At 44.9% G+C, this 18,134-nt stretch carries 22 protein-coding genes and 1 riboswitch; of the genes, 3 read left to right on the top strand and 19 right to left on the bottom strand.

Annotation, left to right across the window (positions count from 1 at the left end; genetic code table 11):
• Window positions 1-4 precede the first annotated feature (4 nt).
• From ACFQ2J_RS08650 to ACFQ2J_RS08580, 15 genes are all read right to left on the bottom strand, one after another.
• Window positions 5-1,135, bottom strand: a complete 1,131-nt coding sequence (locus ACFQ2J_RS08650) for a hypothetical protein (RefSeq protein ID WP_386058810.1) — start codon at window positions 1,133-1,135, stop codon at window positions 5-7.
• Window positions 1,136-1,151: 16 nt separating this feature from the next.
• Window positions 1,152-2,036: an ABC transporter ATP-binding protein gene (locus tag ACFQ2J_RS08645; RefSeq protein ID WP_386058807.1), complete on the bottom strand. Its 885-nt coding sequence runs from the start codon at window positions 2,034-2,036 to the stop codon at window positions 1,152-1,154.
• On the bottom strand, window positions 1,999-2,808 hold the full coding sequence (locus ACFQ2J_RS08640; RefSeq protein ID WP_386058804.1) for a hypothetical protein: 810 nt from the start codon (window positions 2,806-2,808) through the stop codon (window positions 1,999-2,001). Before ACFQ2J_RS08640 ends, ACFQ2J_RS08645 begins: the two co-directional genes overlap by 38 nt.
• Complete coding sequence (locus ACFQ2J_RS08635) at window positions 2,789-3,355, bottom strand: RNA polymerase sigma factor (RefSeq protein WP_386058802.1); 567 nt, start codon at window positions 3,353-3,355, stop codon at window positions 2,789-2,791. The genes ACFQ2J_RS08640 and ACFQ2J_RS08635 overlap by 20 nt, the downstream gene beginning before the upstream one ends.
• Before the next feature lie 418 nt (window positions 3,356-3,773).
• On the bottom strand, window positions 3,774-4,670 hold the full coding sequence (locus ACFQ2J_RS08630; RefSeq protein ID WP_386058798.1) for a diacylglycerol/lipid kinase family protein: 897 nt from the start codon (window positions 4,668-4,670) through the stop codon (window positions 3,774-3,776).
• A gap of 30 nt (window positions 4,671-4,700) precedes the next feature.
• Window positions 4,701-5,123, bottom strand: a complete 423-nt coding sequence (locus ACFQ2J_RS08625) for a GNAT family N-acetyltransferase (protein ID WP_386058795.1) — start codon at window positions 5,121-5,123, stop codon at window positions 4,701-4,703.
• Window positions 5,124-5,127: 4 nt separating this feature from the next.
• Complete coding sequence (locus ACFQ2J_RS08620; RefSeq protein WP_386058792.1) at window positions 5,128-5,403, bottom strand: GNAT family N-acetyltransferase; 276 nt, start codon at window positions 5,401-5,403, stop codon at window positions 5,128-5,130.
• Window positions 5,404-5,489: 86 nt separating this feature from the next.
• Window positions 5,490-6,110 (bottom strand): TetR/AcrR family transcriptional regulator, encoded by a 621-nt coding sequence (locus ACFQ2J_RS08615; RefSeq protein WP_386058789.1) that lies wholly within the window; start codon window positions 6,108-6,110, stop codon window positions 5,490-5,492.
• Window positions 6,064-7,335, bottom strand: a complete 1,272-nt coding sequence (locus ACFQ2J_RS08610; protein ID WP_386058786.1) for an MFS transporter — start codon at window positions 7,333-7,335, stop codon at window positions 6,064-6,066. The genes ACFQ2J_RS08615 and ACFQ2J_RS08610 overlap by 47 nt, the downstream gene beginning before the upstream one ends.
• A gap of 147 nt (window positions 7,336-7,482) precedes the next feature.
• Window positions 7,483-7,629 carry a hypothetical protein gene (locus ACFQ2J_RS08605; protein WP_386058783.1) on the bottom strand — a complete coding sequence of 49 codons (147 nt, stop codon included), beginning with the start codon at window positions 7,627-7,629 and terminating at the stop codon, window positions 7,483-7,485.
• On the bottom strand, window positions 7,629-9,065 hold the full coding sequence (locus ACFQ2J_RS08600; protein ID WP_386058780.1) for a carbon starvation CstA family protein: 1,437 nt from the start codon (window positions 9,063-9,065) through the stop codon (window positions 7,629-7,631). Before ACFQ2J_RS08600 ends, ACFQ2J_RS08605 begins: the two co-directional genes overlap by 1 nt.
• Before the next feature lie 143 nt (window positions 9,066-9,208).
• Window positions 9,209-9,943 carry a LytR/AlgR family response regulator transcription factor gene (locus ACFQ2J_RS08595; protein ID WP_386058777.1) on the bottom strand — a complete coding sequence of 245 codons (735 nt, stop codon included), beginning with the start codon at window positions 9,941-9,943 and terminating at the stop codon, window positions 9,209-9,211.
• Window positions 9,936-11,684 carry a LytS/YhcK type 5TM receptor domain-containing protein gene (locus tag ACFQ2J_RS08590; protein ID WP_386058775.1) on the bottom strand — a complete coding sequence of 583 codons (1,749 nt, stop codon included), beginning with the start codon at window positions 11,682-11,684 and terminating at the stop codon, window positions 9,936-9,938. Before ACFQ2J_RS08590 ends, ACFQ2J_RS08595 begins: the two co-directional genes overlap by 8 nt.
• A gap of 196 nt (window positions 11,685-11,880) precedes the next feature.
• Window positions 11,881-12,090 carry a zinc ribbon domain-containing protein gene (locus ACFQ2J_RS08585; protein WP_386058772.1) on the bottom strand — a complete coding sequence of 70 codons (210 nt, stop codon included), beginning with the start codon at window positions 12,088-12,090 and terminating at the stop codon, window positions 11,881-11,883.
• Window positions 12,091-12,148: 58 nt separating this feature from the next.
• Entirely contained in the window at window positions 12,149-12,601 is a 453-nt protein-coding gene (locus ACFQ2J_RS08580) for a GNAT family N-acetyltransferase (protein WP_386058770.1), read from the bottom strand.
• A gap of 107 nt (window positions 12,602-12,708) precedes the next feature.
• Between ACFQ2J_RS08580 and ACFQ2J_RS08575 the strand changes: the two genes are divergently transcribed.
• Entirely contained in the window at window positions 12,709-14,091 is a 1,383-nt protein-coding gene (locus ACFQ2J_RS08575) for a DUF2254 domain-containing protein (protein WP_386058768.1), read from the top strand.
• On the opposite strand, the gene ACFQ2J_RS08570 is transcribed toward ACFQ2J_RS08575, so the two are convergent.
• Together ACFQ2J_RS08570 and ACFQ2J_RS08565 are read right to left on the bottom strand one after the other, a co-directional pair.
• Window positions 14,085-14,339: a hypothetical protein gene (locus ACFQ2J_RS08570; protein WP_386058765.1), complete on the bottom strand. Its 255-nt coding sequence runs from the start codon at window positions 14,337-14,339 to the stop codon at window positions 14,085-14,087. The genes ACFQ2J_RS08575 and ACFQ2J_RS08570 overlap by 7 nt on opposite strands.
• A gap of 290 nt (window positions 14,340-14,629) precedes the next feature.
• A complete protein-coding gene (locus ACFQ2J_RS08565; protein WP_386058762.1) occupies window positions 14,630-14,962 on the bottom strand; it encodes a PadR family transcriptional regulator in 333 nt (110 codons plus the stop codon).
• 167 nt (window positions 14,963-15,129) lie between these two features.
• On the opposite strand from ACFQ2J_RS08565, the gene ACFQ2J_RS08560 reads away from it, so the two are divergent.
• On the top strand, window positions 15,130-16,041 hold the full coding sequence (locus tag ACFQ2J_RS08560) for a cation diffusion facilitator family transporter (protein WP_386058759.1): 912 nt from the start codon (window positions 15,130-15,132) through the stop codon (window positions 16,039-16,041).
• Window positions 16,034-16,342 carry an ArsR/SmtB family transcription factor gene (locus ACFQ2J_RS08555; RefSeq protein ID WP_386058756.1) on the top strand — a complete coding sequence of 103 codons (309 nt, stop codon included), beginning with the start codon at window positions 16,034-16,036 and terminating at the stop codon, window positions 16,340-16,342. The genes ACFQ2J_RS08560 and ACFQ2J_RS08555 overlap by 8 nt, the downstream gene beginning before the upstream one ends.
• A 178-nt stretch (window positions 16,343-16,520) precedes the next feature.
• Here the strand turns inward: ACFQ2J_RS08555 and ACFQ2J_RS08550 are convergent, their stop codons facing one another.
• Window positions 16,521-16,943 (bottom strand): pyridoxamine 5'-phosphate oxidase family protein, encoded by a 423-nt coding sequence (locus ACFQ2J_RS08550; RefSeq protein WP_386058753.1) that lies wholly within the window; start codon window positions 16,941-16,943, stop codon window positions 16,521-16,523.
• Window positions 16,944-17,029: 86 nt separating this feature from the next.
• Window positions 17,030-17,746, bottom strand: coding sequence for a class I SAM-dependent methyltransferase (locus ACFQ2J_RS08545; protein WP_386059049.1), 717 nt, complete (start codon window positions 17,744-17,746; stop codon window positions 17,030-17,032).
• A gap of 114 nt (window positions 17,747-17,860) precedes the next feature.
• Window positions 17,861-18,039: riboswitch (cobalamin riboswitch) on the top strand.
• Window positions 18,040-18,134: the final 95 nt, after the last annotated feature.

Raw genomic sequence — 18,134 nt, 5'->3', positions numbered from 1 at the left:
CTCCCTAGCTGGTTGTGACTGTTTTCAGGTTGCGGATATAGTAGATTCCCGCCAGTCCTACAACTACGATGAAAATGATAGCTGCAACTGAAACTACTACCGGAAGTAAGACAGCCCATCCTCCAACCGAAAACCCTTGAAACCTTTCAAAATAAATATTCGCCTGCATCTGATAGATCATCGTGAACGGCTTCCATTGCAACAGCCAGGCAGGAGTCGTTTCCGGATCGAATAAAGACTCGAATAACACATACGGGAAGCCGTAAATCGAACCGCTCACAAGCAGGCTTACAAAACTGTTACCAATGATACCTGAGATCATGGTTATCAGCATTGCAAAGCTCACTGCCCCAAGCCAAAGCAATCCGATCTGTGCCAGATGGTAATCCATCATCGTCATTGGATATGGCGACTCTAAAAATCTCCCTAATTGTATAGGTGCCTGCCACCCCTTGAAAATAAGCCATGATGCCTCCAGATCTTCCGCTATCTTCAACCATACAGCTCCCACAAACAGAACAACGATCCCAGTTGCATAGGTAATTGCTACAATCATTTTTGCAACTGGGCCTTTGCTTCTTCCAAGCTTGCTCGTCATGATATATGGAGAGACATTCAACTCTTCCTCTCTGGAATAGATACCTGAGAGACCGATCAACACGAGTAAACCTACGAATAGAAAGGCAGTGGATTTAAGATCGACAGTTACCATAAAAGAAGGACGATCGCTCGACAGATACCAAGGGTCTATGGCCCCTCTCATCTCTTTTTCTTTCAATAAAATAGCACGCTGTCCACTTTCATCAAGCTTCTGATCAATTTCCATCATCCGCTGCTGATTATAGGAATCTGCCATTTCCATAGATGTAAGTGTGCTCAATACTGCCTGCTCGACATTGAATTGATGCGTCTCCCCCGATTCTCCATAATCAATGGTGCTTAACAACTGATCGGGGTTATCAACTAGCTCCGGAGAAACTTCACCCTCGAGCTCAACTAAATATTCCTGATCGGTCGTATATAAATCTCCTCCTAGCATCGTTGCCAGATAAAACCCTATTATTACCACAATGGAAATCAGTACTCTTTTCTGAGTGAACTGCTTTCTGAACTCCCATTTCAGTACATTCAACATCGTTCTACACCTACTATCATGACACTTTCTCTATCATTGCTTCTTCTCCGAAATAATAGAGATAGATATCTTCAATCGATGGCTCGATTCCTTCTGCTTCAGGAATGGGCTGTTCATCATGATAGATTCTGACGCGAATATCCCCGCTCACCTTATCAATCGAACCAACTTTATAGTTCTTTTCCAGTTCATCAAGCTGATCAACGGAGACATATGCCTGCCATACCTTTCCTTTCAGCTCTTCCAGTATTTCTTCAGGACGGTCCAAGTCCACCAGTTTGCCCTTTTTCAAAATACAGACGTAATCCGTCATGCCTTCAAGGTCACTGGCGATGTGCGTCGTATAAAGTACGATCCGATTGACTGACAAATTGGCAATTAAAGACCTGAATCGGATCCGTTCTTTCGGGTCGAGTCCTGCAGTAGGTTCGTCCAGGATCAGAATCTTCGGGTCATTCAGCATCGCCTGGGCAATACCTACCCGCTGCTTCATCCCGCCGGATAATTTCTTGATTTTCTTTTTCCGCACATCATAGAGGTTCACCTGCTTTAGCCAGTACTCCGCTTTTTCTTTGCATTGCTTCGGCGTAAGGCCCTTCAACGCACCGATGTATTCTAGGAACGGCTGCACCTTCATAGAAGGATAGTATCCGACCTGCTGAGGGACATAACCGATCAACGTGCGGTACTCCTCGCCCATCCCGAACACATCCTTCCCATCAAGAAGAACCTTTCCGGATGTCGGACGGAGGACAGTGGTGATGATGCGCATCAATGTCGTCTTCCCCGAGCCGTTCGCTCCGAGAAAACTGTAAATGCCAGGCTCCAAATCCATCGACACATCGGATAATGCTTCCTGTTTTTTATAAGACTTCGTCAGTGATTGTATGCTCAAATGCATGCGTCATTCTCCTTTTCGCCAAGTACAGCCCGCCAATCAGACTCAGACATGCAAGCGCGATTGCACCGACATGCACAAAGAAAGATGATTGATAGATAAAGGCTGAAAACACTTGATTATCGATGATGAGATAAAAAGAAACCATTACCCACCCAGCCATGATTGCGGGTGCCACTGCCCAGTGTTTCGGCAGAATTGTAGTCAACATGAGGAAAACAGCTGCCAGGAACACACTAGGAATGAGCCAGCTCAACACAGCCTGCCAGAAGAACTGCAGCCCTTCTGTAGAAGAGGCGACTAATACTGGTAAAACACATATCAAATGAATCATCGCAGCTACCATGAACCTTGCTAAAAACAGCTGATTGGCTGCATATTTGAATGTCAGCTCCAATTCTGCCATTTGGTGACGCTGAATTTGGACGCCGTGCCATAATCCGACCATCAGAACAAGCGGCCCCAATGAAAATAACGTTTCCAGCAGATCCCCGGCATTCCCATTGATCATCATCGCCACTCCGACTAAAAGGATGACAAGCTGGGATGCAAAAAGGCGCTTCCAGCTATGATTCAACTCCAATAATGCTTGTTTGAAGATCGAAGTACTCTCATCAATATCTTCTGGTTCATCTTTCACTTGCGGCATATGCTGCCTTAAGGCAAGAATCGTTTCATTGATTTTTGCTTCATCGGGTGCCTTTACATGCCATTCACTCAGATGTTCATCCAATTCACTCTCGAGCGCTTGTAATTCACGTTCTTCGTTGCTCATTTTCCTCATCCCCCTTCCGCAATACTTTCGCCAGCTTTTTCATTCCTTGCCTCAGTCTTGATTTGACGGTCGACTCTGTTGTATCCGTCATCGCCGCGATTTCGTTTATTTTAAATTCATGGAAATATTTCAGTACGATCGCTTCCGATTGATAATCAGGAAGCGTATGGACAGCTTCCTGCACTTCTCTCGCTGTTTCTTTTTTCTCAAAAAGATAAGCAACGTTCGGATGTGAGTCCTTCACAATCTCTTCTTCCAAATCCCGCTCTTTATGAATCGTCTTTGCCTGTTTTGATCGATAGTAGTCTCTGACGTGGTTCAAGGCGACCGTCATCAGCCAGCCGCGAAGTGACTTCTTCATTTCCAATGTGGAGATGGCATGCAGCATCTTCGTAAAAACTTCCTGGGTGAGGTCATAGGCAAGATGCTCCTGCCGCGTGCGTCTGACGATATACGCATAGACTTCGTTATAATACCTGCGGATCAGCACATCCAATGCAGCCTCACTGCCGGCTTGTATTTCCTTTAACAGCTCTTCATCTGTCACCTTGATCCCCCCCTCTCTATCTATCAAAACGAAATCTGGTCAAAGAAAGTTTTAATTCTAATCTAAAAAATATCATTTTTATCGATAGAAAAGAACTAATCTTCAGGATACGGAGTAGATAATTCATCTTTAATTTTCTTAACCCACCGCTTCGTCTACATACTTCGCTTTCCGCGGGCACGGCCTCAGTCTCCTCGGAAAGCAAAAAACGCTTCCCTGTGGGGCCATCGGACTCGTGCTATTCCCGCAGGAGTCTACGCATGTTGACTACGCTTAAATTTGACCGTATTCCATAAACCAAAAATTCATCTGTACATTCTCAGCCAACACCAATAAATTTAAAAGACCCGATCAAATTCGAATTTGATCGGGTCTTTCTTATTGTGCGATTAGTTTTTATTGCTCCTGGATTAGTAAATTACGAAGTGGGTATGATCACTTCAAGGTGACTTTGTTTCACTTCCAAATCGACAGGAAGGCGATCTCCTTCTTCCCCATCAACATTGGTCACCAATGCTTCTTCCGATGACACCCTCACCTTTTTGGCAGTAAAGTATTCGACGGCGTCATTTTCTTTCAATTCCCCTCTGAGGATGGAGGTTACAATTGGTCCCAGCTTGATCAGGTTCACCTTTTTGATGATATAACAGTGCAGGACACCATCATCGACTTTCGCTTCTGGTGAAAGCTTCTCAAATCCTCCGGTAGACTTTGTCAGTGCTGCGAGAAAGAGCAAAGATTCTCCAGACCACTTTTTCCCATCATACTCCACGTCTAATGGATAGGAGTTGTCAGATGCCAATGTTTTGATTCCTTCGAGCACATACGCTAAAGGACCGAGTCTTGTCTTCTGCTCAGGCGACACCTCATAGGTGGCTTCCGCAATTGCACCGATGGCTACGATATTGACGAAATAGCGATCATTGAATTTACCGATATCTACACGAGTCGTTTGGTCGGAATGAAGCACATCGATCGCCTTTTCCGGATCCAACGGGATATTCAATGCTCGCGCGAAGTCGTTCACTGTGCCGAGGGGGACGATTCCCAGTCTTGGCCTGTGATGCTGATCGACCATCCCATTGATGGTTTCATGAAGGGTGCCATCCCCTCCTAAAGAAACCACCATATCAAATTCATCTTTGCAGGCATCCATGCAAAAATGGGTGGCATCCAGTTCTTTTTCCGTCTGACTGACAGTTACTTGATATCCTTTTTCTGAAAGTACATCTTCAATACGATCGATATGATCCAATGCTTCTTCTTTTCCGGATGATGGATTTGCAATGATCATCGCTTTTTTCAATCGGTCCACTCCCCCTCCAGCAGCATTCAGCGGCTGAACTCATGCATTCTTCATTTCGAAACTATGATTACTGAATCCTAACGTTTCTAAATAAGGAGATTTGCACTCGGCAATGAGACGATCCACTCCTTGGTTCTTCCACTCCCTCAACGCTTGGGCAAAGAGTTTTCTGCCGATTCCTTCTCCCCTGTAAATTGCATCTACTTCCATTTCCAGAAGCTGAGCGACATTTGTATCAGCTTCAGCTATCCCATAGATATACCCGATCACCTTCCCGTCAACTTCTGCTACTAAAAGCAGTTGCTGGTCACTTTCGTCCATCAGACGGTCAGCTGCCCAGTACTTCCGCTCCCGCAGCGCTTCCGTTCCAGCACCACCTGTCATGAACTGGAGATAATCGATAGCACAACGCGTGAACCCAAGGAGGTCTTTGTTTTCGGGTTTACGGATGGTCGTTTCCATATCATTACTTTCCCTTCCAGACGTCATGATAGTCCGGTGTCGCTTCGATTTTTTTCAGCGCGTAGGAACATTGAGGGACAATCTGTTTTTTCTGTTCCCGCGCAAACTCGACTGCCTGGTCCACCAGTTTAGCCGCTACCCCTTGTCCCTGTAATTTCTCGCTGACGATCGTGTGATCGATGATGATATCGCCATCTTCATCTTTCCTGTATGTAAGCTCCGCATCAGGGTGAGCGATCGCCCCTATATAAAAACGTGCCTCTTCATGTTTGATTTCCATAGTCACTCATCCTTTCTCCTAAACCATACCCTTTGAACCGATTTCTTATGCACAAAAAGCCTGCAGAACAATATGCTCTGCAAGCTTCATTCGTCTACCCCTAATATGTTCTTCAAATAGTCTACAAACAGCTCGGATTGCTGTTGCAGTTTGACGACTTTTCCGGGAAGAATGGCGTGATCGAGCGCCAATCCATCGATATACGTGATGATCGACTGTGCCAGCAATTCAGGATCATACGTTGAACGAAACTCCCCGCTTTGCTGACCAGCCTTGATGATTTCCGCATAAACGTTCACACCGATCTTGTAACGCTTTTCTCCATATTCTCTTCGTCGCTCGTCATTTCTTCCGGTAATGAAATATTCTAATTTGCTGGGAGCAAGCGGATCCATTTGATCATCCGGTTTCATACTTTCTCCGAACAAAGTGGAAAGCAGCAATTCCCAATGCTGTCCTTCCCGACCTTCAAGCAATTGAATGCTGTCTGCAGCCTCTTCTTCCAGCCCTTCTTCCAATATAGCTTGAAATAGATCTTCTTTATTGGAAAAGTACTGATATAATCCGCCTCTGCTCACTTGAGCTTCATCCATGATATGTTTCATCGTAGTCCGCTCGTATCCATTCTCTATGAATACCTTTTCCGCCGCCTGCATGATATCAGCCCGACGTTGCAGCAGATGCTCCCTGCTCACTTTCGGTGACATGTTGATTCCTCCGTTCCAGCTTGTTCCTTGTAAGCAGCCCTGCAATTGCAAAGCCGATAAGTAAGGAGGCTGTCAAGATAAAGGTGGGGACGACACCGACCCATGTAGAGAGCCAGCCTCCCAATAACGGTCCGATGATTGTTGCTGTCGTCGTGACGCTATTGATGACGCCAAACACTCTCCCTGTCATATCGACCGGTGTGTTCACTTGAACAGTCGCTTGGAATGGTATGAACACAAAACTGGCCGATAATCCGGCAAATAGACCGAGTGCTATCATCCACACAAGCGAATGACCTACATCGTAGTTCGTCAATACCCCCATCATACCAAAGCTGAGACCGATGCCACAAACCCCAAGCAGCATTGCTACCAGTGCATTATAATCCGTTTTTTTGGATAAGATCAGTCCAGCTATGAACATCCCTATCCCGGATGCGGCGACGGTATAGCCGAATAGATCCGGTGAGGCTGCAGTGAGTTCACGTATCAAAACGATGATCTGAGAATCCGACAACTGAAGAAGCAGCAATGACATCGCCATAAAGAACAAGCCGGTAAGAATGAATCTTTCCGTTCGAATAAAAGAGACCCCTTTCACCAGCTCTTTCTTGAAAGATGGGCGCTCCGGTTCTTCCCCCGTTTCTCCTGCTTCCATTATTTTAGTCGGCACTGGCAATAATGCAATCAGCATCGCGGACAGGATGAATGTCATTGAATCGATGATAAAGACAAGCTGAGCACCTAAAGCAATGACCAGCACCCCGCTCACAATCGGCCCCATCACTTTTGTTCCTGAATCAATCATTGCTGAAACCGACATCGCTTCTTTCATCTGTTCCTGGTCGACGAGTTCTTTCAATTTACCGTTTTTGGCAGGGATGAATACTGCCGAAAGAATTCCTACGAAGAACAGGCAAAGATAGACGACCCAAATCGCATGGGCAAATGTCAGCACCATGATCAATCCTGCACGCACTACATCAGAAAGGATCATCAGATTCTTCCTGTTGAACCGGTCAGCAACCGTACCTGCTACTGGTCCAAGCAAGGCCATCGGAACAGCAAGACAAAGGATGATAAACGATACTTCCATCGGAGTCGCTTCCCACTTCAACCCTACCAACGTGATGACTGCTATGACGCTCAACCAGTCACCTATTCCTGAAATCGCCTGCGCCACCATCAAAGTCACATACCCTTTGTTCTTGAACAATGTGCTCATTTCATTTCCCCCTCAGATTTAAACGACACTTTTGTCGTTTTGTTATTTTTATTATAACGACACTAATGTCGTTTTACAAGGAGAAATTGAAAAATGGGCAGGTATTTCTTTTCATAACGAAAAAAGGTGCCTCCGAGGAGACACCTTTCATAAGAAATATAAGCTTATCGCTGTAATGACAATACCGAGACTTACAGCTTTGACCAGCAACGGAACCTTTGTCATTCCTGATTCGTTGACTTCCGCTTCTTTTTCCGCAGCGTGTTCATAGTTGTTCGGACTACAGCAGCCCATCAGGCAGCAGTCAATTCTTCTTCAAGTGGAATATTCTTACCGATACTTCTGCGTGCCGCTACAAAGAATAGTGTAACGATTGCAACCGTAATGATTCCAGCTACGATATAAGCTACTTGCAATGGCATACTGAAACCGATCGGCGCATTAAGAATATACGTGAAGGTAGCCATCGTCATGAACGTAGCGGGTATAGCCGCAATCCAGTAGTTCTTTCTCGAAAGGAAGAGATACATCGCTCCGACCCATAGTGCAATGACTGCGGTCGATTGGTTCGCCCATGAGAAGTAACGCCATAGCAACGTGAAATCGATTCGAGTCAGCACAAAGGAAATTGCGAACAATGGTACTGCAATCCAAAGGCGACTAGCTACTTTTTTCTGAGAAATGTTCAAGTAGTCGGCAATGATCATACGTGCGCTTCGGAAGGCTGTGTCGCCAGATGTGATTGGAAGTATGATGACACCAAGGACAGCCAATGTTCCACCTACTGCGCCAAGCATCATGATCGAAACTTCGCTTACAACTGCAGCTGGACCGCCAGCCGCAAGCACTTCATTCAAGCCATTGGATCCGTTGAACAGGCTCATTCCGGCAGCTGCCCAGATCATCGCAATGATCCCTTCCGCAATCATCATACCGTAGAAGATGCGGCGACCGGACTTTTCTTTCTGTGTCGTTCTTGAAATGATCGGTGTCTGTGTTGCGTGGAATCCACTTAGTGCACCACAGGAAATCGTCAAGAACAACAATGGGAAGATCGGCGCGTTATCCGGATGCATATTCGTGAATGACAACTCAGGAATCGGCGCACCAGTCACAATCAGGGAAACCCCGATGCCGATTGCACTGATCAACAGTAAAGCACCGAAAATCGGATAGAAACGACCGATGATCTTATCAATCGGAAGCAAAGTGGCAAGCAGATAATAGACGAAGATCGCGCCTAAAATGATCGGCAATGACAGCCAGCTGCTCGTCATGTTGTGTAGCAGGTCCGCTGGAGCTGTGACAAACACCGTACCTACAAGAATTAAAAGTAAAATAGCAAAACCATTGACGACGTGTTTCATCACTTTTCCAAGGAACTTACCAGCAAGTTCCGGCAAATGGGCACCACGGTTACGGATTGAAATCATACCAGTCAAGTAATCGTGAACCGCTCCTGCGAAAATCGCACCTAGTACGATCCATAGGAACGCAACCGGTCCATACAAGGCACCCAGGATTGGGCCGAAGATTGGACCGACACCCGCAATGTTCAACAATTGAATCAATGCATTACGTTTCTCACCCATTGGAAGATAGTCGACTCCATCACCATTGGAGTAGGCTGGAGTTTGGCGTTCTTTAACTCCGAATACCTTTTCGACATACTTACCGTAAGTGAAATATCCGACAATCAATAATGCAATACTCACAATAAAAGTAATCAAGATGAATTCCTCCCTCACATAAAAGCTTCTCTTTGTAATCGCTTACATTAAGAATAGCAACGAACCTATTTGTGAAGGCGGTTTCATGCGTAACATGTCGAAAAAAACAACTAAGATGTTGTCATCCACGATTCACATGCACGCTATAATTCCAATCTTTTCCTTAATGTTTTTACATAGTTCCTGCTTACTGACAGCTGTTCATGTTTCCCTTTCACTTGCAGCTGATAAGCACCGTTGAACCAGGGGATCAGTCTGTCCACATAATCCAGATTCACAAGGTAGCTTTTATGGATACGGAAAAAAGAATACCCGGCCAGGCGCTGTTCAACATCTTTCAATGGAAGCTTCGTCTCATACTCTCTTTTCTCCCCGACGATTTTCGTAATCCGGTCGTCCCTGAAGACATAATAAATATCCTCCGGCTCGAGGTAGATGATTTCGTCTTCTCCTTCAATAGCAAGCTTTGACGGAGAAGGTGCAGATACAATCGTCTGTTTACTGTGATCAAAATACTTCATCAGTCGGTGAACAGCTTCCGCCACCTGTTCTTCTTCATACGGCTTCAGCAGGTAATCCAGTGCCTCGTGACGGAAGGCATCGACTGCAAAATCGGGATAAGCGGTTGCAAATATGATCCGGGGCACTTTTTTCAATTCCCGTACTGCCTTCGCAACTTCCAGTCCATTCATTTTAGGCATTTCCACATCGAGAAACAGTACATCCGGCTGGAGCTGAATCGTTTTCATTACAGCCGATTCACCGGAATCCGCCTCCCCGATCACTTGAATCGACTCAAAGCCCTCTAACAAAAAAGACAGTTCCTCCCTGCTGAACCGTTCGTCATCCACTATCAGTGCGGTGATTTTTTCACTCATGATGCCCATCCTCTCTTTCCTCAGGAAGGAAGAAGGAGATTTCCGTTCCTTCCAGCCCTCCACTTTCCACATTAAGTGCAGCACGTTCCCCGTGCATCTGCACCAGTCGCCGATTGACGTTATACATTCCGATCCCCGTTCCTTGTCCAGAATCCATTTTCTGCTTACCAAGCACATCAACTACATCAGCTGAGATGCCACTTCCGTTATCACGAATGGCAACCTGTGCCCCTGACTGGTGTTTTTTGACGGAGATAGTGATTTCACAGTCTGCCTGCTTATCTTTCAACCCATGCTTGATACAATTTTCCACCAGCGGTTGCAACGTGAGTGGAGCGATTTTCAAATGGAGTGCATCCTGATCAACTTCATAAGTGATATGAAGCTTATCGACGAACCGGGTCTCTTCTATGAGCAAGTAGGCTTTTACATGCTTCAACTCCTCTTCCAAGGTTGTCCACGTTTTTGTAGTTGCGCTGAGATTCTGCCGGAAAAACTTCGACAATGCAATCAATAGCGACCTTGCCATATCAGGCTTCGATCGAATCAGTGATACGATCACATTGAGAGAGTTGAATAAGAAATGCGGATTGATTTGAGCCTGTAGCGCTTTCACTTCTGCTTCTTTCGCAAGTTGATGCGCTTTTTCCGCTTCTGCTATTTCCAGTTGCTGACCAAGCAAGGCACTCAGCCCCTGGACAAGCTCGAGCATCACGTTGGTGATCGCTTTTTCAGAATGGACGTAAAACTTCAACGTCCCAACCACCTGCTGTCGTTGCTTCAATGGTGCGATCACCGCTGCGCCAAGCGGACATCCGGAAACATTGCAATGGATTTCTTCATGGCCCACTACAATCATTTCTCCTGTCGCAATCACTTCTCTCGTCGCTTTCGTTTGGATGCTGTGGCCTGGCTTGTGATGATCATCCGCCATCCCCGCATGGGCAAGGATCTGATCTTTATCGGTGATGGAGACTGCGCTGGCATTCACCTCTTTATAAATGATTTCACATACTTGGTTTGCAGATGTTCGATTCAGGCCTTTTCTCAGATGGGCAATCGTAGATTCGGCAAGCTTCAAGGCTTTTTGAGCCTGGAGTGCGCCTGCCTTTTCTTCCTCATTCAATACATTCCGGATGATCAGCAGGAACAATGCCGATCCAACACCATTGGCGATGATCATCGGTATGCCGATTTCTCCCACAAGGTCCATCGCCTGTGAAAACGGACGGGCCACAAGGAGGATGATCCCCATCTGAACCGTTTCTGCTAATGAGCCAACAAATAAGGCCGTACTCCATTTCAGAGGCTTGGTCTTTTTATGAAAAAATCCGGATAATATCCCGGCGACTATTGCGGAAATCCCACAGGCGACTGCTGTGAATCCACCGAGTGCATATCGGTGTACCCCTGCAATGATACCCGCTCCAATTCCAACCTTGTAACCACCGAGTAGACCTGCAGTTATGATTCCGATAACACGAGAATTAGCGATTGCTTCTGATTCGGCGAGACCGGTCACCCAGTTGCCGAACTCCGCGGATTCCGTGTTGAACGTAATACCTGTATAAGTTCCAATGATTCCGAACACACCAAAGAACAGAATCGCAGAATATTGTTGCCTGCGGTCGACATCTTTCCGATCGACCATCGCTCTCGAAAAGCGGAAACGCGTGATGATGAAGGCGACCATCACAATGATGCCCAGCCGCTCGATCATGGGAAGCAGAAGTTCAAACATTGGAAGAAGTCCTTTCTCGTCTTTGAATACCCCTATTCTAGCACGCAGGAAGAACTTTTATGAATAACAACAAATGTGCAAGCGCTTTGTTCACCCTGACAAGCTTAAGAAAAGCCTCTAAATTTTTTCATACAATAGAAGAAGCCCGGACAATAAATTGTCCGGGCTAATGTTAGGTATTATGCTTTTTTACAGATTATCCCCCAAAGAAGAAATCGAAGACGTTACCTGCAGTCGAAGCTTTCTTATTATAAAACTCGGAGTAACCGCAATTCTTGCAATAGACGACGGTGAATTTGTTATTCTGGACGTCCATCATCTTCGCTAGACCAGAGCCTGTCATTGCTACATCCTTTGTGCCTGCATCGGTACTTCCACACTTGATACAACCTTCGCTGTTTGCCATAGTGCATTCCTCCTCTATCATTCTAATACCATTCTACGATTAAAGGTAAACAAAAGTTTCACCTGCCACCTTTTTCCCACAGCATATCAATATGTGGGATACCATCATCCAAGTAAGAATCTGAAATATCCTTAAACCCGAATGAGCGATAAAAACCGGCCAGATGTTCCTGACCTTGAAGGAATATCTGCTCCGTACCCCACTCTTGCTGAAGTACTTGCATCGCTTTTTCCATCAGCATTCTGGAAACACCTTCCCCCCGATGTTGCGGGTGTACGATCACCCTGCCGATCGAAGGGTACGTGTACTTTCCACCTCCCGGAACCAGTCGGCAGTAAGCAATGATCCGCTCTCCCTCACGTGCCCACAAATGAAGAGAACTCTCGTCACACCCATCAAGCTCAGGGTATGGGCATTCCTGTTCGACTACAAAGACATCAACGCGTAATTTCAGTACCTTATAGAGTTCATGCGTGCTCAGTTCATCAAAGCGTTTTATGATCCATTCCATTATTCCTACTCCTTTCCGCTTCATTTTCCAGTTTTACGGGCAAAGTAAATGGGAAGTGACAGATAGATTATTTTATAGCAATAATAATCAGAAAGTAGGTCTTCCTATTGATTCTTAAATTACTCCCCATTTCATTGAGAAAATATTTTGAAATGTCCAGGCGGCAGCGAAAGCATGAGATCCAGAACACATTATGGTATATGCCGCTCGTTTATGTACTTGGTTCGCTAGTGTTGGTCGCCATCACCCTGTTCCTGGACCTGAAAGTGGAGATTTTTCAGTACACCCACACTTTCTTTCAATCCGAGGCACAATCTACCCGGGTTCTGGTCAGCACACTGATTGGCGGGATATTGACGCTCAGTGCCTTCACGCTGAACTCCGTGCTTGTGGTTCTGACTACGTTCAGTGGCCAGTTCTCTCCACGGATGCTGTTGAATTTCATTTCAGACCGAAACACTCAGCACGCACTCGGCATATTTAACGGTAGTTTCGTTTATGTGCTTGCTGTATTCCTTTTCATAGCCAATCGTCCGGAATCCTATTATACGGCCATACCTTTGACCACAGTAGGACTAGCATTTTTCACTGCGATGACCTTCATCTATTTCATCAACCATGCAACAACATGGATGCAGGTCCACAATATCACTTATTCGATGAACACTACCTCCAAACGCATCGTCCAAGAATCATTGAAAAATGAACTGGAAAGATATCGCATCGAATCGCCAGGAAGCCTCCTGGAAGAACATATGGAAAATAAACATACGACGGAAGCTGTGAAATCCGGCTATCTGCAAATTATTGATTATCGGAACATCATTGAAAGCGCAAGAAAAGATGGGATCATCATCCAGATGCATGCAAAGGTCGGAGATTTCATCCTTAAAGGGAACCGACTGTTTTCCTACTGGGGACCTTCGATCGAGAACATCGATCAGATGAAGTATTGTAAGATGATCGAGATCGGACATAAGGAAACAGAAATGCAGGATATCAAGATGGGGATGACGAAGCTTTCTGAAATTGCCATCAAAGGATTAGGGAATAATGATCCACAAACCGCAATCAACACGATTCATCAAATGGGAGAACTGCTCGTTTCCGTTGAGAGTTACATTTCCTTCACTCCTTACCTCGGAGATCAGGACCACCATGTACGAGTGGTGATGGAGTCCGAAGATTTCAGTTACTACCTTTACAGGGGATTCGGCTACATTCGCCATTACGCCCAGGATAATTATCCGATCATTACGGAAATCATTTCAGTACTCGGTTTGGTCGCACAGAATATTGACGAGTCGAAGCACGATCGGATCTGGGAATTCGCTTGCAATACCGTCGACCATATATCGACCGAGTTCATTTATGACCTTGATCGCCACTTCCTGTTAAGCAGGCTTTATACACTGGCATTTCATACAAACAAGATCAAAAGCTACTACAATCTCGAGAAGAGCCTATTGAAGATCGAGGAAAATCAATGACGTTCCTTTAATTTGTTGAAAGCCTTGATGAATGCTTCAGGGTAGTCTTCCATTACGTATGTCAATACTCCCTGGTTAGTATGCAAGTATAACAGCCCTGTCTCATTTTCCGTAGATTTGAATGAGACGTCATATACTTGATGAAGGCTGAAACGATAATTCTCTGATGTGATTTCATGTTCATTGATGACGATTTCATGTGTCTTTTTGAGATATAGCTGCTTACCCTGTTCAATTTTTCGTTCCATCTGGATGTATTCCTGTTTCACTTCGATCCTTTACACCTCCCAGCTTTCATTCCAGTGGAAGATATTCGAATTGTTTCTTCCACTCTCTGCTTTATTACATTATAAGACTGCCAGGAGTCCTTGTCATTCAAGACCCATTGTCGTCTCTTAAGGTCATGGATGTCAGGGACTTTATAATTATAGCCAGCAAAATACATAGTATTTTTATGTATATAGACAAAATTTTTTCAGTCTACTGGAGCTGTTTATTGGAATGATTGCTCAAGGATTGATCGAGCGCTTTGCTTGATTTATGAAGAATCTCTGCCAATCAATTGATTCATTACCTGAACATAACGGTGCCATTCATTCGTACGCTCTTGCAGAACCTTTTTCCCTTCATCGGTGATTCTGTAATACTTTCTTGCAGGTCCTTTCTCCTGTTTCTGCCAATAGAATTCAATGTAGCCTTGTTTTTCAAGTTTATGAAGCGCTGGATAAAGCGTACCCTCTTTCACCTGAAAGGTATGGTTGCTCCTGCTGTCCATCTGCTTGACAAGTTCATAACCGTACATGTCGCGATCATTGAGCAAGTGCAGTACCAGCAATGAAGTACTCCCTTTTACGAGTTCACGATTGAACATCTTTTCACCTACCTAGAATAATAAGGTATCTACAGCATATAGGAATCGAATCGCTATTGCAAAAGGGAATGACAGAATATTTTTGACAAAAAACATTCTCATATTTATCATTATATATGCACACATATTCATATATACATATTATAACGAAAAGGAGGTCGAATCCTATGTCTCATCACCACCATCATCATCACGATACGAGCGGCAATATCAAAGTCGCTTTTCTATTGAATTTTTTCTTTACGATCATTGAAATCGTCGGAGGAATCCTGACAAATAGTATGGCGATCCTTTCTGACGCACTGCATGACCTTGGAGACTCACTTTCCCTCGGTTTAGCCTGGTTCCTCGAGAAGTACTCTAAAAAAGGTAAATCCGATACATTTTCCTTCGGTTATCGACGGTTTTCCCTGCTGGCAGCTTTGATCAACAGTGTCGTACTCATTGTCGGCTCTGTCTTCATCCTGACAGAAGCCGTTCCACGTCTGTTGAATCCTGAACAGCCGAATACATCAGGCATGATCGCTCTTGCCATCCTTGGAATCATCGTGAACGGAGCCGCTGTTTTCCGTTTGCGAGGAGGATCATCAATGAACTCCAAAGTCATGACCTGGCACCTGCTGGAAGATGTATTAGGCTGGGTTGCAGTATTGGTTGTAAGTATCGTGATGCATTTCGCCGACCTGCCGATCCTCGACCCGATTGCGTCCATCGGTATTACGCTCTTCATCCTGTACAACGTAGTGAAAAATCTGGTTTCAACGATGCGACTTTTCCTTGAGGCTGTACCTGACAACATCGATTTGGAGGATATCATCGCAAAAATGACGAATCTGGAAAGTGTTATCTCTACCCACCATACCCATATGTGGTCATTGGACGGGGATCATCACGCTTTTTCCACTCACGTCGTCGTTTCCGGAGATGCTGGTAAAGATGATGTCTGCAACGTAAAAGAACAGATAAAGGAAATCATCAAAGACATCCACCTCGATCATATAACCATTGAGATTGAATATGAAGATGAATACTGTTCGATGTTGGAAAAAGATAAACAAGGGGGAACAGAAGATGGATGAAAATCATTCCAATGAATTGGATGAGGAAACGGTATTCCTCGTATCCCAGACATTCAAAGCGTTATCCGATCCTACAAGGATTAGGATATTGAACTTATTATTCGAGAAAGAATATCCGGTGACAGAAATCGCCGACCGATTAGAGCTTCGCCAATCTACTGTCTCCCACCAGTTACGTTTTCTTAAAAACCTTCGATTGGTGAAGTCACGCCGGGAAGGTACGTCAATTTATTACTCGCATGATGATGAACATGTGATCAATGTGCTTCACGAAATGATCCAACACTCGCTTCACGCTTGATGGCGGATGGTGGATGTGTCGAATCTAGTTGGATTTTGACGTTCGCCAGATTAGTTGCGACTATCGCCAGTTAATTCAGATTTTCGCCAGATTAACGCTGAGTATCGCCAGATTAGTCCTCATTTTCGCCAGAAAAAAACTGCACACAAAAAGAGAGGCCAAAAAAGCCTCTCTTTAGTTAAAGTTCCAATGTTTCAGGTGTATCTTCTCCTGCGTTCATCAAACGAACCTGCTCAGGCGCAATTTCCAAAACGATATATTCGGGATCGTTCGGACCGTCGAACCAGCGTTTCATCCTGTCACTCCAGAGCTTCTCCTTCACTTCTGCATCGTCTCTGATCGTCGCTTTCCCCTCGATTTCAAGGTAGGCATCGCCGTATCCTTCTCCTTCATACCCGATCAGAATATGAACGTATGGATTTGCATCGATTTCTTCCGCTTTGTGCGTTTTTTTGTTTGTAGGTGTATGGATGGTGAGCCCGTCATTGAAAAACGTCATGAACCTGGAGTGTGGCTTGTCATTTTTCACCGTCGCCAGTGTTCCTACTTTATTTCCACTTAACACATCAAGTATCTTATCTTTCAATTCTTGCTGATTCAACTTCAACTACCCCTTTCATTATATGAACTATATGGGTAGTTTCCCTTAACCTCTGCAGGAATAAACAGACAAATGTGCGGGGGCGATTATTTTTCAAGTATGAATACCCACATGAATGTCAGTGCTTGTTTCAGTTCTTCCGGGAGGTCTTCAAGGTGCTGTTCCGTGACTTCACGTTTATATACACCATGTCCATCAACAATCCGCCAGCCTGTTTCTTCTGCCATCGAGGCGAATTCCCAAGGCATCATCGTATTGCAGATTACCTCTTCACCAAAAACCCTCCGGTAACTGTTCGTCCTCGGCATTGCGGTCGGTCCCAGGATTCCGATACATAACTTCCCACCTGGCTTAAGCACCCGCTTCACCTCGTTAAGCGCCTGTACGGGTACTTCCGTCCATTCAATGCAATTGATCGCCATCACCGCATCAAAGCTCTCCGCTTCAAATGGAAGATCAACGAAATCCCCCTGAATGAATGTCATCGATTCATTTTCGAGTCTCTTTTTTGCAAGCTCGACCATTTCAGTCGAAATATCTACACCTGTAACGTGATACCCGTCTTTGTATAGTTTATAGGAACCGTATCCATCGCCACAGCCGATATCAGCAACAGACGATCCATTTGCTACATGCTTCTCAAGAAAAGGGATGATCGTTTTTCTGCTTCCTTCATCCCACATTGCTTTACTTTTCTGATTCCAGAAATCGGCTCGTTCATCCCATTTCCGTTCTGCTTCTCTATGCCATTGAAAATTATCCGTCAAACCGTATTCCTCCTTGTCATCCTTCTGTTTCCTTATTCGCTCCTTTTAGCGAAAACCCTTCTATTCAAAAATAACGGTTGCAGTCTATCAATAAAAGATATATCATAGGTGACACAATATATATCAATCATTTCGAATTTAACATCTATATATAGTAAAGCGAGCATGTGATGCCTATAGGCTTAATAGGGAAGCCGGTGCAAATCCGGAACTGCCCCCGCAACTGTAATCACCGCCGAACCGACAAACCACTGTACACAACATGTACGGGAAGGGTCGAAGTAGATGAAGGTGTGAGTCAGGAGACCTGTCACTGTTCGTTGGAAGTTTCTACTTCTTCGGGGATTGAGAAGGTGAAACGATGGGATAATACGTTTGTATTTGATGATCGATTCATCTTTATTATTCCATGGTTTCATCCGCT

Origin of the sequence: Thalassobacillus hwangdonensis (assembly GCF_042675915.1) — a bacterium.
Classification (GTDB): Bacteria; Bacillota; Bacilli; order Bacillales; family Halobacillaceae; genus Thalassobacillus_A; species Thalassobacillus_A hwangdonensis.
The sequence above is the reverse complement of the archived record's forward strand: the minus strand, read 5'-3'. Positions and strand labels throughout refer to the sequence as shown.